12 protein-coding genes are annotated in these 14,080 nt (G+C 39.8%); 11 read left to right on the top strand and 1 reads right to left on the bottom strand.

Annotation, left to right across the window (positions count from 1 at the left end):
- The first annotated feature begins 209 nt into the window (after nucleotides 1-209).
- The 11 genes from pth (at nucleotide 210) to ftsH (ending at nucleotide 11,927) form a co-directional block, all read left to right on the top strand.
- Nucleotides 210-779 (top strand): aminoacyl-tRNA hydrolase, encoded by a 570-nt coding sequence (pth, locus tag JOC31_RS03340; protein WP_205016768.1) that lies wholly within the window; start codon nucleotides 210-212, stop codon nucleotides 777-779.
- Nucleotides 772-4,284, top strand: a complete 3,513-nt coding sequence (gene mfd, locus JOC31_RS03345) for a transcription-repair coupling factor (RefSeq protein WP_205016769.1) — start codon at nucleotides 772-774, stop codon at nucleotides 4,282-4,284. Before pth ends, mfd begins: the two co-directional genes overlap by 8 nt.
- Nucleotides 4,285-4,425: 141 nt before the next feature.
- Nucleotides 4,426-5,142 carry a class I SAM-dependent methyltransferase gene (locus tag JOC31_RS03350; protein ID WP_205016770.1) on the top strand — a complete coding sequence of 239 codons (717 nt, stop codon included), beginning with the start codon at nucleotides 4,426-4,428 and terminating at the stop codon, nucleotides 5,140-5,142.
- Nucleotides 5,143-5,385: 243 nt separating this feature from the next.
- Nucleotides 5,386-5,940 (top strand): helix-turn-helix domain-containing protein, encoded by a 555-nt coding sequence (locus JOC31_RS03355; RefSeq protein WP_205016771.1) that lies wholly within the window; start codon nucleotides 5,386-5,388, stop codon nucleotides 5,938-5,940.
- Between the two features lie 120 nt (nucleotides 5,941-6,060).
- Entirely contained in the window at nucleotides 6,061-6,339 is a 279-nt protein-coding gene (locus JOC31_RS03360) for a S4 domain-containing protein (protein ID WP_205016772.1), read from the top strand.
- The gene (locus JOC31_RS03365) at nucleotides 6,320-6,697 is read left to right on the top strand and encodes an FtsB family cell division protein (RefSeq protein WP_205016773.1); all 378 of its coding nucleotides are present in this window, start codon (nucleotides 6,320-6,322) and stop codon (nucleotides 6,695-6,697) included. The genes JOC31_RS03360 and JOC31_RS03365 overlap by 20 nt, the downstream gene beginning before the upstream one ends.
- Entirely contained in the window at nucleotides 6,697-6,810 is a 114-nt protein-coding gene (locus JOC31_RS03370; protein WP_205016774.1) for an SP_0009 family protein, read from the top strand. Before JOC31_RS03365 ends, JOC31_RS03370 begins: the two co-directional genes overlap by 1 nt.
- 8 nt (nucleotides 6,811-6,818) lie before the next feature.
- Nucleotides 6,819-8,108, top strand: coding sequence for a serine hydrolase (locus JOC31_RS03375; RefSeq protein ID WP_205016775.1), 1,290 nt, complete (start codon nucleotides 6,819-6,821; stop codon nucleotides 8,106-8,108).
- Complete coding sequence (gene tilS, locus JOC31_RS03380) at nucleotides 8,105-9,385, top strand: tRNA lysidine(34) synthetase TilS (RefSeq protein WP_205016780.1); 1,281 nt, start codon at nucleotides 8,105-8,107, stop codon at nucleotides 9,383-9,385. The genes JOC31_RS03375 and tilS overlap by 4 nt, the downstream gene beginning before the upstream one ends.
- 4 nt (nucleotides 9,386-9,389) lie before the next feature.
- Nucleotides 9,390-9,932, top strand: a complete 543-nt coding sequence (gene hpt, locus JOC31_RS03385; protein WP_205016776.1) for a hypoxanthine phosphoribosyltransferase — start codon at nucleotides 9,390-9,392, stop codon at nucleotides 9,930-9,932.
- Nucleotides 9,933-9,953: 21 nt separating this feature from the next.
- The gene (gene ftsH, locus JOC31_RS03390) at nucleotides 9,954-11,927 is read left to right on the top strand and encodes an ATP-dependent zinc metalloprotease FtsH (protein WP_205016777.1); all 1,974 of its coding nucleotides are present in this window, start codon (nucleotides 9,954-9,956) and stop codon (nucleotides 11,925-11,927) included.
- Nucleotides 11,928-11,994: 67 nt separating this feature from the next.
- Here ftsH and JOC31_RS03395 read toward each other — a convergent pair whose 3' ends face one another.
- Complete coding sequence (locus JOC31_RS03395) at nucleotides 11,995-13,254, bottom strand: ISL3 family transposase (protein ID WP_205016778.1); 1,260 nt, start codon at nucleotides 13,252-13,254, stop codon at nucleotides 11,995-11,997.
- Nucleotides 13,255-14,080: the final 826 nt, after the last annotated feature.

Below are 14,080 nucleotides of genomic sequence, written 5' to 3' on the forward strand. Positions count from 1 at the left end.
GACTCTAATTCGTTGATAAATCAACTCTTACAGCCCTACTTTGACATCAAACTGCGCTTGATTTTATTTGCAACCTCAAAAGGTTTCCCAAACCTTTTGAGCTATGCGGAGGTGGGAGTGAAATGGTCTGGGGATAGACTGTTTCAGGTCAGCAACCGAAAACGACGATTTTTGTCCCACTCTCCTTTTGGTATTTAGAGAGGTTTAAAATGGTAAAACTGATTGTTGGTCTTGGAAATCCAGGTTCCAAATATCATGAGACCAAGCATAATGTTGGTTTTATGGCGCTTGATTTGATGGCTAAGGCGTTTGGCGTTGCATTCACGGAGGAAAAGAATTTTAAGGCAGAGGTAGGTAGTACTTTCATCAATGGTGAGAAGGTCTATCTGGTTAAGCCGACGACTTTCATGAATTTGTCAGGAGTTGCTGTGCGTGCCCTTCTGGCTTACTACAATATCGCAGTAGAAGATTTTATCGTTATTTATGATGATCTGGACATGGAAGTGGGCAAAATTCGTTTTCGTCAAAAAGGTTCTGCAGGTGGTCACAATGGGATTAAGTCGATCATTGCTGAGATTGGAACACAGGAATTTGACCGCATTAAAATCGGTATTGGACGTCCTAAGAATGGCATGACGGTAGTCAATCATGTTCTTGGAAAATTTGATACGGATGATTATATCACTATTGGTCATACCTTAGATAAGGTCCTTGATGCGGTTGAGCATTATCTCAAAACATCTGATTTTGAGGATACCATGAGGCGTTATAATGGCTGATATTCTTGATTTATTTGCCCAACATAAGGATCTTGAGGAATGGCAAGAAAAGGTTAGTCTTTTAGGGCGTCAGTTGGTTATGGGATTTTCTGGGAGTTCTAAGACGCTTGCTATTGCATCAGCATTTAGGACCAATGGTGGCAAACTTGTTCTTGTGACCTCAACTCAACATGAGGCTGAAAATTTAGCTGCGGATTTGAGTCCCTTAGTCGGAGAAGATAAGGTTTACCACTTTTTTGCAGATGATATCGCTGCAGCCGAGTTCATTGTGTCTTCAAAGGATAAGGCTATCTCTCGTGTTGAGGCTTTGAACTTTTTGCTGAATGATAGTGCGGAAGGAATTTTGCTGGTCAATCTGGTTGGCTTACGTGTGCTTTTGCCTCACCCAGAAGATTATCGTGCACAGCTGATTTCCCTAGAAGTGGGAACAGATTATAATTTAGAGAGTTTGAGCTGTCAGTTAACCAATATGGGTTATGACAAGGTTGGTCAGGTGATGAGTCCTGGAGAATTTAGCCGTCGTGGGGACATTCTAGATATTTATGATAGCCGTAGCGATCAAGCCTTTCGCATTGAGTTTTTTGGTGATGAGGTAGATGGTATTCGTCTCTTTGATGTGGAGACGCAGAAGTCTTTGGAAAATCTAGAAGCTATCTCGCTTTCCCCAGCAGAAGAACTGGTTTTGACGGGTGATGATTTTGCGCGTGGTCAAAAAGCCTTGGAAAAAGCCCTACAAAAGAGCGATGGTGATACTTCTTTACACGCTTATTTGTCAGAGATTTTATCGGTCACAGAGGATGGTCATCAGCATAAAGACATCCGTAAATTCCTCTCTTATTTTTACGACAAGCCATATAGTCTCTTGGACTATGTGCCTAAGGGGGCACCGATTTTCTTTGATGATTTCCAAAAATTGGTGGATCATAATGCTCGCTTTGATTTGGAAGTGGCTAATTATTTAACAGAGGAGTTGCACCAAGAGAGAGCTGTTTCTGATTTGACTTACTTTGCAGATGTTTATCAGCAGCTTCGCTCCTATCAGCCTGCGACCTTCTTTTCCAATTTTCATAAAGGTTTGGGAAATCTCAAATTTGACAAAGTTTACAATTTCACCCAGTATGCCATGCAGGAGTTTTTCAACCAATTTCCGCTCTTGGTTGATGAGGTCAATCGTTATCAAAAAAATCGTGCCACTGTTTTGATTCAATCCTCTTCCAAGCAAGAATTGGAGAAATTACAAGAAACCTTGCAGGAATACGGTTTGGATCTGCCGATTGTAGAGAGCGATGATTTACTGCAAGGGAAGGCTCAGCTGGTGCTGGGCCACCTGTCCAACGGTTTTTACTTTGCCGATCAAAAGCTCGTTTTGATGACAGAAAAAGAGATTTTCCACAAGAAAGTCAAGCGTCGCATTCGCCGTCAGCATGTCAGTAATGCCGAGCGTCTTAAAGACTACAATGAGCTGGAAAAAGGCGACTATGTCGTCCACCATGTTCATGGTATCGGACGATTTTTGGGAATTGAGACCATTGAGATTCAAGGTGTTCATCGTGATTATTTGACCATCCAGTATCAAGACGCCTCGACGATATCTCTTCCTGTTGAGCAGATTGAGAGCTTGTCCAAGTACGTATCAGCTGATGGCAAAGAGCCTAAAATCAATAAACTCAACGACGGTCGTTTCCAAAAGACCAAGCAGAAAGTCAGTAAGCAAGTTGAGGATATTGCGGATGACTTGCTCAAACTCTATGCTGAACGTAGTCAGCTCAAGGGCTTTGCTTTTTCACCAGATGACGACAATCAAAGAGAGTTTGACGAGGACTTTCCCTATGCCGAGACAGAAGACCAGCTCCGCTCCATTGATGAAATCAAACAGGATATGCAGCTCGATAAGCCTATGGATCGCCTTTTGGTGGGTGATGTCGGTTTTGGTAAGACAGAGGTGGCTATGCGGGCTGCTTTCAAGGCGGTCAATGATAATAAGCAAGTTGCTGTCTTGGTACCGACAACAGTCCTTGCCCAGCAGCATTACAATAACTTCAAAGAGCGTTTTGAGAACTATGCGGTCAACGTGGCGGTTATGAGTCGCTTTCAGAGTAAGAAGGAGCAGACAGAGACCCTTGAAAAGCTAGCCAAAGGTCAGGTCGATATCATCATCGGCACCCACCGCCTTTTGTCTAAAGATGTTCAGTTTGCGGACTTGGGATTGATTGTCATTGACGAGGAGCAACGTTTTGGCGTTAAACACAAGGAAACGCTTAAAACCTTGAAGAGTAAGGTCGATGTCCTGACTCTGACAGCCACGCCAATTCCACGTACCTTGCATATGTCAATGCTGGGGATTAGAGACTTATCTGTGATTGAGACCCCACCGACCAACCGTTATCCCGTTCAGACCTATGTTATGGAGACTAATCCTGGTTTGGTGCGTGAAGCGATTATCCGTGAAATGGATCGTGGTGGTCAGATTTTTTACGTTTACAACAAAGTGGAAACCATTGAGCAGAAAGTGTCCGAATTGCAGGAGCTGGTGCCAGAGGCTTCCATTGGTTTTGTTCATGGTCAGATGAGTGAGGTTGTTCTTGAAAATACCCTCATGGACTTTATTGCAGGAGCTTATGACGTCTTGGTAGCGACGACCATTATCGAGACTGGGGTGGATATTTCAAACGTCAATACGCTGTTCATTGAAAATGCCGACCATATGGGGCTGTCGACCTTGTATCAGCTCAGAGGACGTGTTGGACGTTCCAATCGTATTGCTTACGCCTATCTCATGTACCGTCCAGACAAGATTTTAACAGAGATTTCTGAAAAACGCCTCGATGCCATCAAAGGTTTCACTGAGCTAGGCTCTGGCTTCAAGATTGCCATGCGCGATTTGTCTATCCGTGGGGCGGGGAATATCTTGGGAGCATCGCAGAGCGGTTTTATTGATTCCGTGGGATTTGAGATGTATTCGCAACTATTGGAAGAAGCCATTGCCAAGAAACAAGGTAAGTCTCAGGCACGACGTAAAGGTAATGCTGAAATCAACCTTCAGATTGATGCCTATCTCCCAAGTGACTACATCGATGATGAGCGTCAAAAAATTGAGATTTACAAGCGTATTCGTGAAATTGAATCACGATCAGACTATGAGAATCTCCAAGAAGAGATTATGGATCGATTTGGAGAGTACCCAGATCAAGTAGCCTACCTGCTTGAGATTGGTTTAGTTAAGTCTTATATGGACACTTTGTTTGTAGAGCTTGTTGAACGTAAAGCGCAGCATATCACTGTTCGTTTTGAAAAAGCTGCGCAGGCACTTTTCCTCACGCAGGATTATTTTGAAGCCTTGTCAAAAACAAGTCTCAAGGCTCGAATTAGTGAAGACAAAGGCAAGATGGAAGTCATCTTTGACATCAAAAACAAAAAAGACTATGAAATCCTCGAAGAGCTTATTCAGTTTGGACAAGCTTTTGCAGACATCAAAGTCAGAAAAGAAAATCATTCGGAAGTTTAAGGAAATTTTAAGCAAGAGTTTATATACTATAAGCATCCTAAAACTTTTCTTTTTCATAAAAATCTCCTGAAAGTCCCAGTTCGTTTGAGCTGAGGCTTTCTTTTTGTGCTATACTGATGAGGAAGTAGAAAAGGAGAAGATATGACTGTTAATTTAGAAAGTTACCGTCAAATGTTGGCTCAGCCTTGGGGAAAAATTCAGTACGACATTACCTTTTCCCAGTTGAGTGCTATTGAAAACCAAACGGTTCTCGATTTTGGAGCGGGTCTTGGTTTGGTTAGTTCTTATTTAGCTGAGAAAAATCAAGTCACCGCTATTGAACCCAATGAGGAGATGCTAGAACCCCAAAAAGTGACCAACTATGAGAAATTGTTAGGTAGTCTTGACCAACTTGAAAAATTGGCAGATGATAGCTTTGACCTTTTACTTTGTCATAATGTTCTGGAATACATTCCCCTAGAAGAACGGTTAACTTATCTGAATCATTTTAAACGTTTAGTTAAACCAAACGGTCGTTTATCTATTATCAAACATAATCAAGTTGGTAAAGTGATGCAGACAGTCGTTTTTGCCAATGATGTTGATAAAGCCTTAAAACTTTTGGAGGGTGAAGCATTTGAGAGTGTCTCATTTTCGCAAGGAGAAACTTACACAATTGAAGATTTACTGGAATTGACACAATTACCGATGGAAGGTTATCAAGCCATCCGAACTTTTTATAGCCTGCAGCCTAATGATGTGAAACTGGAAGAGGGATGGCTAGAGCAGATGACCGAGATGGAACTAGCAGTCTGTGATTTAAAACCTTATAAAGACATCAGCTTTCTACAACATATCTGGTTAATCAATCAAAAATAAAGTTCCTTAAGAAAACTTTAAGCAAGGCTTTATATACTATAACCATCCTAAAACTTTTCTTTTTCATAAAAATCTCCTGAAAATCCCAGTTCATTTGAGCTGGGATTTTCGTTTACTATCTCTAAAAAGCTGATTATACCAGTCTGTCAAAGACTTTTGACAAGGAATGTACTGGCTTGTCAAAGACCTTATGTGGTAAACTGATGGTAAAGCGAGTAAGCTAAAGTTATCAAGGAGGTCGAAATGGAACTACACAATCGTTTGGTTGAATTGAGGAAGGAAAGAAATCTATCCCAAGAAGAATTGGCTGAGAAACTCTATGTTTCACGTCAAACAATATCCAACTGGGAAAGAGGAAAAACCTATCCTGACATCAATTCTCTTTTGCTGATAGCGACATTTTTCGATGTCACCTTAGATAATCTTATCAAAGGAGATGTGACTATTATGAAAGATCAGGTCAACAAGTCGCAGTTTAAGAAATGGCTCATTATTGGGGGGATTTCTTGGTTTCTCTTTTCAGTAGCTCTACCTACGAGGTTTTTACTAAATGGAAGACAGATATACGTTTTACTCAGTTTTCTAGCTATACCAGTTGTCCATTCAGCTTTTCAGATATTTTACATCATGAAAAATCAAGAATTGAAGACCTACACTGATATTCTCAACTTTATCAATCCTGAAAAGCAGGTGAAGCCTAGCCTGTCCAGAGAGCTCTGGTTTACCATTGGGTTGCTAGTTGCTCTCTGGGGGATTTTCTTTATCGGTACAGTCGTTTCAGCTTTGCTTTTCTGGTAACTAAGGGAGTCTCTTGAGGCTCTCTTTTACATTCTGTTGACAAATGGTGGTCAGCTCTGCTATTTTTTCAAAAAAATGCTAAAATAAGGAAGTTAATCTAAAGAGAAGGAAGTGACAAGTGTGAGATTAGACAAGTATCTGAAAGTATCACGTATCATCAAGCGTCGTCCTGTGGCTAAAGAGGTCGCAGATAAGGGGCGTATCAAGGTCAATGGTATTCTTGCTAAATCATCGACAGATTTGAAAATCGGTGATGAAGTGGAAGTCCGCTTTGGAAATAAACTTTTGACTGTGCGTGTGCTAGAAATGAAAGATAGCACTAAGAAAGAAGACGCTGGTAAAATGTATGAAATCATCAGCGAAACAAGGATAGAAGCAGATGCCCAAGAAGAAGCCTAGTATTGTTCAATTGAATAATACCTATATTCAAGATGAGAATCAGCGCAAGCGTTATGAAGAGGAAGAGACTAAACGCCGCAATCGTTTCATGGGTTGGGTAATGCTTTTTGTCATGCTCTTATTTATCTTACCTACCTATAATCTGGTATCAGGTTACCAAAATCTGAAAAAGCAAGAAAAACAGGTGGTCAGTCTGAACGCAGACTACAAGAAACTCCAGACCCAGGTCACTGCCAAGAAGGCTTTAGCTACAAGTCTCAAGGATAGCGACTATGTTGCTAAGTATGCGCGTGCCAAGTATTACTATTCAGTCACTGGTGAGACAATCTACCTCTTACCTGAATTGGTGCCACAATAATGGAAAATATTATCGAAACAGTTGAAAAGTTCTTAGAGTATTCTGATCAGAAACTTGAGGACCTATCTAAGAAAAATCAAGACCTTCGAGAAGAAGAACCCATATACAAGTGAGGGGAACAATGAAGAAATTCTTAGCACTGCTAGTGAGCCTTCCCCTTTTTTTAGTATCCTTGCATCTTGATGGTAGTGACATTCCATTTGTTATGACCAGAGAGGAAAAAGCCCTACTACAAGATCAGGGACTTCAAAAGTTAACAAGATTTCAAAAAATTTTGGATCATCCCAATGTTTTTAAAGCTACATTGACTTATTCAGATAGTGATTTGACTCAGGTTTCTTCTGTGTTATTGCCGAATATTCCTTTTCAAATAACAGATTTACGCATCAATGACCAAGGCCAGTCTGTGTTTCAACTTGAAAATGGTACTTACGTAGAGGCTTCAAATTTACTTGTTTACAATGATACGGTTTACAGTAGAGAAACTGTATCAGAGGAGCTTTGGACCAAGTCTGAGGTCACAACATTTGCTTCTCCTTATGTTTCTGGTGTGGGGACTTCAAGTCATCCAGTAGCTGCCTATACTAGATTTCTAGCAACGGAAAAAGCAGAGACCTTTTCGGGGACCTACTACAAGTACAGCGGTTACGGTTGGGTTCATGAGAGCCAGTTATCAGAAAGTGATACGCGTATGGATCGGGTACAAGAGGTTTTGTCTCAGAAGTATAATCAAGATAATTATTCTATCTATGTTAAACAAGTTCAGACAGGTAAAACAGCTGGCATTAATCAAACAGAAGAGATGTATTCTGCTAGTGTAACCAAACTACCGATTCTCTATTATACCCAAGTAATGCTTGATAAAGGGGCAATCATACTGAATACTCAGTATGACTATATTCCAGAAGTCAATACCTTTTCAGGTGCTTATGATCCTAGCGGAAGTGGCTATCTTAGTAAAACTGCCGATGGTAATCACTACTCTGTTGAAACCTTGCTCGAGGACGTCACGCAACACTCTGATAATGTTGCTAGCAACATCCTTGCTTATTATGTAACAGGTCAATTTGATAAATCTTATCAGAAAACGATTAAAGACGTTTTGGGTAGTAAATGGGACATGAAGAGCAGAGAGGCCTCTTCTGAGAAGGCAGGATTGATGATGGAAGCTATTTATCGTCAAAATGGTAGAATCATCAGTTACCTCTCTCAGACAGATTTTGATGGAAGTCGTATCTCTAAAAATATCGATAAACCTGTGGCACATAAGATTGGAGATGCCTATGACTTTAAACATGATGTCGCTATCGTTTACACGGATTCTCCTTTCATTCTATCTATCTTCACCGATAGAGCAAGTTATGATGACATTACTGCTATTGCAGATGATGTCTATGCTATTCTCAAATAATGTATTCAAAGATTTATCAACTTATAAAACCAAAACAGTTTTTCAAAAATCATCGCAAGGTTCTCGTAGCCGTTTCGACAGGGATTGATTCAATGAATCTCCTAGCCTTCTTAAATCAGTATCAAAAAACATTTGGCATTGACCTTGCTATTGCCCATGTTAATCATCATCAAAGAGTTCAATCAGATCAAGAAGAATCCTTCATACGTAACTGGGCGACCGAACATAAGATTCCCATCTTTGTAGCAGATTTTCAAGGAGATTTTTCTGAAAAGGCTGCGCGTGATTTTCGATATGCATTTTTTGCACGTGTGATGCAAACAGAAGGCTATACGGCATTAGTAACAGCTCATCATAGGGATGATCAAGCAGAGACTATTTTGATGCGATTGATTAGAGGAAGTCATTTGAGGCACCTGATTGGAATTAGAGAAGTTCAGCCTTTTGCTGGCGGTCAGCTGATTCGTCCATTTTTAAGTTTATCTAAGTCTGATTTACCTAATATCATTCATTTTGAAGATAGTAGCAATCACTCACCAGTTTATTTTAGAAATCGAGTGAGACAGTCCTACTTACCTATTTTGGAGACAGAAAATCCTCAACTGAGGTCACAGTTGATCTCTTTGTCTGAGCAGGTTATCACTTGGAAGGAAGCTTTGACCGATTTGACTAAAGGGATTGACGGTCAGGATTTAGCTATTTTTAGGAGTCAAACCCCTGCTATTCAAAGCATTTTGTTAGAGCAATATTTAGAAACAATCTCTGATTTGCAGCTAACGAAATCTCAATTTAAAGACGTCTTACACCTTTTACAAAGACCAGGCAATTATGTAGGTCATTTGAAACAAGATTATCGATTGGTAAAAGATTACCAACGCTATCAAATTATTAAAATCGGTCTAGAGACGGATAGTTCAGATGATTGGTGTGTGTTAGACTATGGAGAAAGCTGTCAGTATTCAGGCTATCTGTTTCGATTGGCATTAGAACAAAGCTCGGGGTCTAGATATGAGACGATTCTTTTGCCATTTGAAACAAGCTTAATCTTACGTCATCGCCAACCAGGAGACTACTTACAACTAGCTAATGGACGTAAGAAGCTAAGACGTCTATTCATTGATGAAAAAATCCCTCTTTCCGAACGTTCCAGAGCTATTGTTGGAGAGCAAGAAGGAGAAATCATTTTTGTCATAGCAAATGGTAGAACTTATTTGAGAAACGACGTTAAAAATGATATAATGAGAGCTAAACTGTATATTCAAAAAGAAGAATGGTGAAAGCATGTTAGAACAAGATATTAAAAAAGTTCTCTACTCAGAAGAGGACATTGTTGCCAAAACTAAAGAGTTAGGAGCACAGTTAACCAAGGATTACGAAGGGAAAAATCCTCTTTTAGTTGGTGTTTTAAAAGGATCAGTTCCTTTTATGGCTGAATTAATCAAGCACATCGACACTCACATCGAGCTTGATTTTATGGTTGTTTCAAGCTACCACGGTGGTACAACAAGTAGTGGTGAAGTAAAGATTTTGAAAGACGTCGATACCAATATTGAAGGTCGTGATGTTATCTTTATCGAGGATATCATCGATACAGGTCGCACACTTCTTTACCTACGTGACATGTTCAAATACCGTAAGGCAAATTCAGTCAAAATTGCGACGTTATTCGACAAGCCCGAAGGGCGTGTAGTTGAGATTGATGCAGACTATGTTTGCTACAATGTACCAAACGAATTTATCGTTGGATTTGGTTTAGACTACGCTGAGAACTATCGTAACTTACCATATGTAGGGGTTCTTAAAGAAGAAGTCTATACAAAATAAAAAGAAGGTCGTTAGATAGAGATGAATAATAAAAAAAATAACGGCTTTGTGAAAAATCCCTTTCTCTATATTTTAGTTATTGTTGCCGTCGTTACAGGGTTTCAGTATTATTTTAGTGGAAGTACAAAACAAAGCCAAGAAATTAGCTATTCAGAGCTTGTAAAAGAAATTAAAGAAGGTGACGTTAAAAAGGTCACTTATCAACCAAATGGAAGTATTGTTGAGATTTCAGGTGAGTATAAGAAAGCACAAAAATCTAAAACGAGTACAAGTCTCAGCTTTTTATCAGGAACAACACAAGAAGTTAAGTACTTCACTTCAGTTACTCTAGGATCAACATCAACACTTGATTCTCTGCAATCAGCTGCTAATGATGCGGATGTAGATGTCAAAGTTGTTCCAGAAAGTTCAAGTGGTGTTTGGATTTCATATCTTGTTAGCTTTGTCCCATTTGTTATTATCGCTGCTCTCTTCATCATGATGAACCAAGGCGGAAGTCGAGGAGCTATGAGCTTTGGTAAAAATAGAGCTAAGTCTCAAAGTCAAGGTGAAGTTAAAGTTCGCTTCTCAGACGTAGCTGGAGCAGAAGAAGAAAAGCAAGAGCTTGTCGAAGTTGTTGATTTCCTAAAAAATCCTAAGAAATATAAAGCCTTGGGTGCTCGTATTCCAGCAGGTGTCCTTCTTGAAGGGCCTCCGGGAACTGGTAAAACACTTCTTGCAAAAGCAGTCGCTGGAGAGGCAGGAGTTCCTTTCTTTTCAATTTCAGGTTCTGACTTTGTAGAGATGTTTGTAGGGGTCGGTGCGAGCCGTGTACGCTCTCTATTTGAGGATGCTAAAAAAGCAGAACGTGCTATTATTTTTATCGATGAAATCGATGCTGTAGGTCGTCGTCGTGGCGCAGGCATGGGTGGAGGTAATGATGAACGTGAGCAAACCCTCAACCAACTCTTGATTGAGATGGATGGATTTGAAGGCAATGAGAGCATCATTGTTATTGCTGCTACTAACCGCTCAGATGTTCTTGATCCAGCACTTCTTCGCCCAGGTCGTTTTGACCGTAAAGTTCTGGTCGGTCGTCCGGATGTCAAGGGGCGTGAAGCTATTCTTCGTGTTCATGCTAAAAATAAACCATTGGCAGATGATGTGAATTTGAAGGTAGTTGCTCAGCAAACTCCAGGTTTTGTAGGTGCTGACCTTGAAAATGTTTTGAATGAAGCAGCTCTTGTAGCAGCTCGTCGTAATAAGGATGTTATTGACGCTTCTGATATTGATGAAGCGGAGGACCGTGTTATCGCAGGTCCGTCTAAGAAGGATAAGAAAGTTTCTGATAAAGAACGTCGAGTAGTAGCTTATCATGAAGCAGGTCACACAATTGTTGGTCTTATTCTATCAAGCGCACGAGATGTCCATAAGGTTACTATTGTACCTCGTGGACGTGCAGGCGGCTACATGATTTCTCTTCCAAAAGAAGATCAAATGCTTCTTTCTAAAGACGAGATGAAAGAACAATTAGCAGGTCTTATGGGTGGACGTGTTGCAGAAGAAATCATATTTAATGTCCAAACTTCAGGTGCATCAAATGACTTTGAACAAGCAACAGCTATGGCGCGTGCAATGGTTACTGAATATGGTATGAGTGACAAGCTAGGACCTGTTCAATATGAAGGAAACCATGCTATGATGGCAGGTCAAGCATCACCAGAAAAATCATATTCACAAGAAACAGCTCAGTTAATTGATCAAGAAATTCGTAGCTTACTTACAGAAGCTCATGATAAAGCGGTTGAAATTATCAATGGAAATCGTGAAACGCATCAGTTGATTGCAGAAGCACTATTGAAGTACGAAACTTTGGATGCTGCGCAAATTAAATCAATTTTTGAAACAGGTAAGATGCCAAACGAAGTTGATGAAACGACTGAAGAGTTACATCCATTAAGCTTTGAAGAAGTAAAAGAGAAAATGGATACTGATCAAACAGCATCAGATGAATAACAAAAAAGACACTTGTGGGTGTCTTTTTGTTAAGGCTCTTTGTCAACTGTAGTGGGTTGACTTATAATCAGCAGCGAGAGAGAATCAGATTGGTTCTCTCTTTTTGCATGTTTAAAGCGATGAGAATCCGTTTTTTGAAGTTTTTAAAGTTCCTAAAACCAAAAGCGTTGCGCTTAATGACTTTGATGAGATTGTTAGTAGCCTCCAGCTTGGCGTTGGAATAAGGGAGCTTCATTGCATTGATGATCTTGTCCTGGTCTTTGAGGAAGGTTGAAAAAACAGTCTTGAAGATAGGACTAACCTCCTTGATGGTATCTGAAATGAGGCCGAAGAAGTGATCCACTTGCTTTTCTTGAAAATGAAAGAGGAGACACTGGTAGAGTTCATAGTGTTGCTTTAGCTGGTCAGAGTAGCTCAAAAGACGTTTGACAATCTCGTGATTGGTCAAGTGCATGCGGAAGGTTGGATGGTAAAACCGTTTATCACTAAGCTTTCGACTATCCTGCTGAATGAGCTTCCAATAACGTTTCAAGGCTCGATACTCTTGGGATCTACGGTCAAATTGGTTCATGATTTGAATGCGAAAACGGTTCATGGCACGGGACAAATTTTGGATGATGTGGAAACGATCAAGAACAATTTTCGCGTTAGGAAAGAGGGACTTCGCGATATCGTAGTAGGGACTAAACATGTCCATGGTAATGACTTTGACGCGTCTACGAACCTTGAGAGAGTAGCGCAAGAAGTGGTCTTTGATGACAGCTTGAGTTCGTCCGTCAAGGATAGCGATAATTTTGTTGGAGTCGAAATCTTGGGCAATGAAACTCATTTTCCCTTTTTTAAAAGCATACTCATCCCAAGACATGACTTGAGGCAAGCGGTTTAAGTCAGTTTGACACTCATGGCGGTCTAGTTGTCGATAAACCGTTGAGACGGATACAGAGAGGTTATTTGCAATTTTAGTCATGGCCTCACGACTCATGAGTTTTTCAGTGATTTTGTGGTTAATGATGTTTGGAATCTGATGATTTTCCCTAACCAGAGACGTCTTAGCGATGGTCATTTTGCCACAGGCTTTGCATTTGAAACGACGCTTTTTAAGGCGGATGAGAACTTTGAAGCCCACCGTTTCAAGGTAGGGGATCTTACAAGGTTTCTGGAAATCGTACTTAGCCATCTGTCCTTGACAAGCAGGACATTTAGGAGGGTTGTAATCCAATTTGGCATGGTATTCTCTGTGTGTGGAATGTGTTTCCATTTTGTCATCAAAAATGATGTTAGGGTCTTTAATATTGAGTGATTCTTTGATATAATGTTGTAGTTCCATGTGACACTTTCTAATGATGGTTTAGTCGCTTTTCATTATAAGTCATGTGGGACTTTTTTCATACCGTCAAAAAGCCCTACAATATCTGAATGAGATTTACCCACTACAGATATTATAGAGCCGAAATTATCTATTCTGTTTCCAAGATATACACTAATGTAGAACGTCATTTTCTGATAGCTATTTTACTGAAAGAAGGATGGAAGTAGCAAGCCAAGTAACTATATATTCCTGTTTTCTCGAAGTTTGAATTTATTTTTACGTGAGTAGATGAGGTAAAATAGTTGAAAACTAGTTTCTAAAATAATTATCACTTTACCAACTATTAGGTTACTACTTCGCATCACTGTTACTGGAGTTCTAACAGGTACTATACACTAGACACAACTAGATGTAATATCTGATAGCTATTTTTATGGGGACTATACTTTAGCTAGAACAGTAACAGTATTAGCTGATGTAATCACACTTTCTAGAAGATTAATTTAGGTTATCAAATGGACTCCATCTGTGGCTATGGCTGAGTTAATTTACAATTCATTTTAGTAGTGATGAAAGGAAAAGATATCTCAGTTAATAACCATTAAGAAGAATTACTTTAAAAGTATCTACATGGATAATGTTTGCTTTAACCACTTAATTACCAGTGGATTTAAAAAAAGTAATAAAAAGTAGTTGACAGCGAGGTAAAAGATTTGCTATACTAATGAAGTTCTGTTGAGAGTACCAGAAAAAAAGTCATCAGAAGTAGTTGACAAGAACTACTAGAGATGATATACTGAATAGGTTGTCTCATAGGAGCACAAGCTTAGAAAAAACTTTTAAA

Source organism: Streptococcus saliviloxodontae (assembly GCF_016908655.1).
Classification (GTDB): Bacteria; Bacillota; Bacilli; order Lactobacillales; family Streptococcaceae; genus Streptococcus; species Streptococcus saliviloxodontae.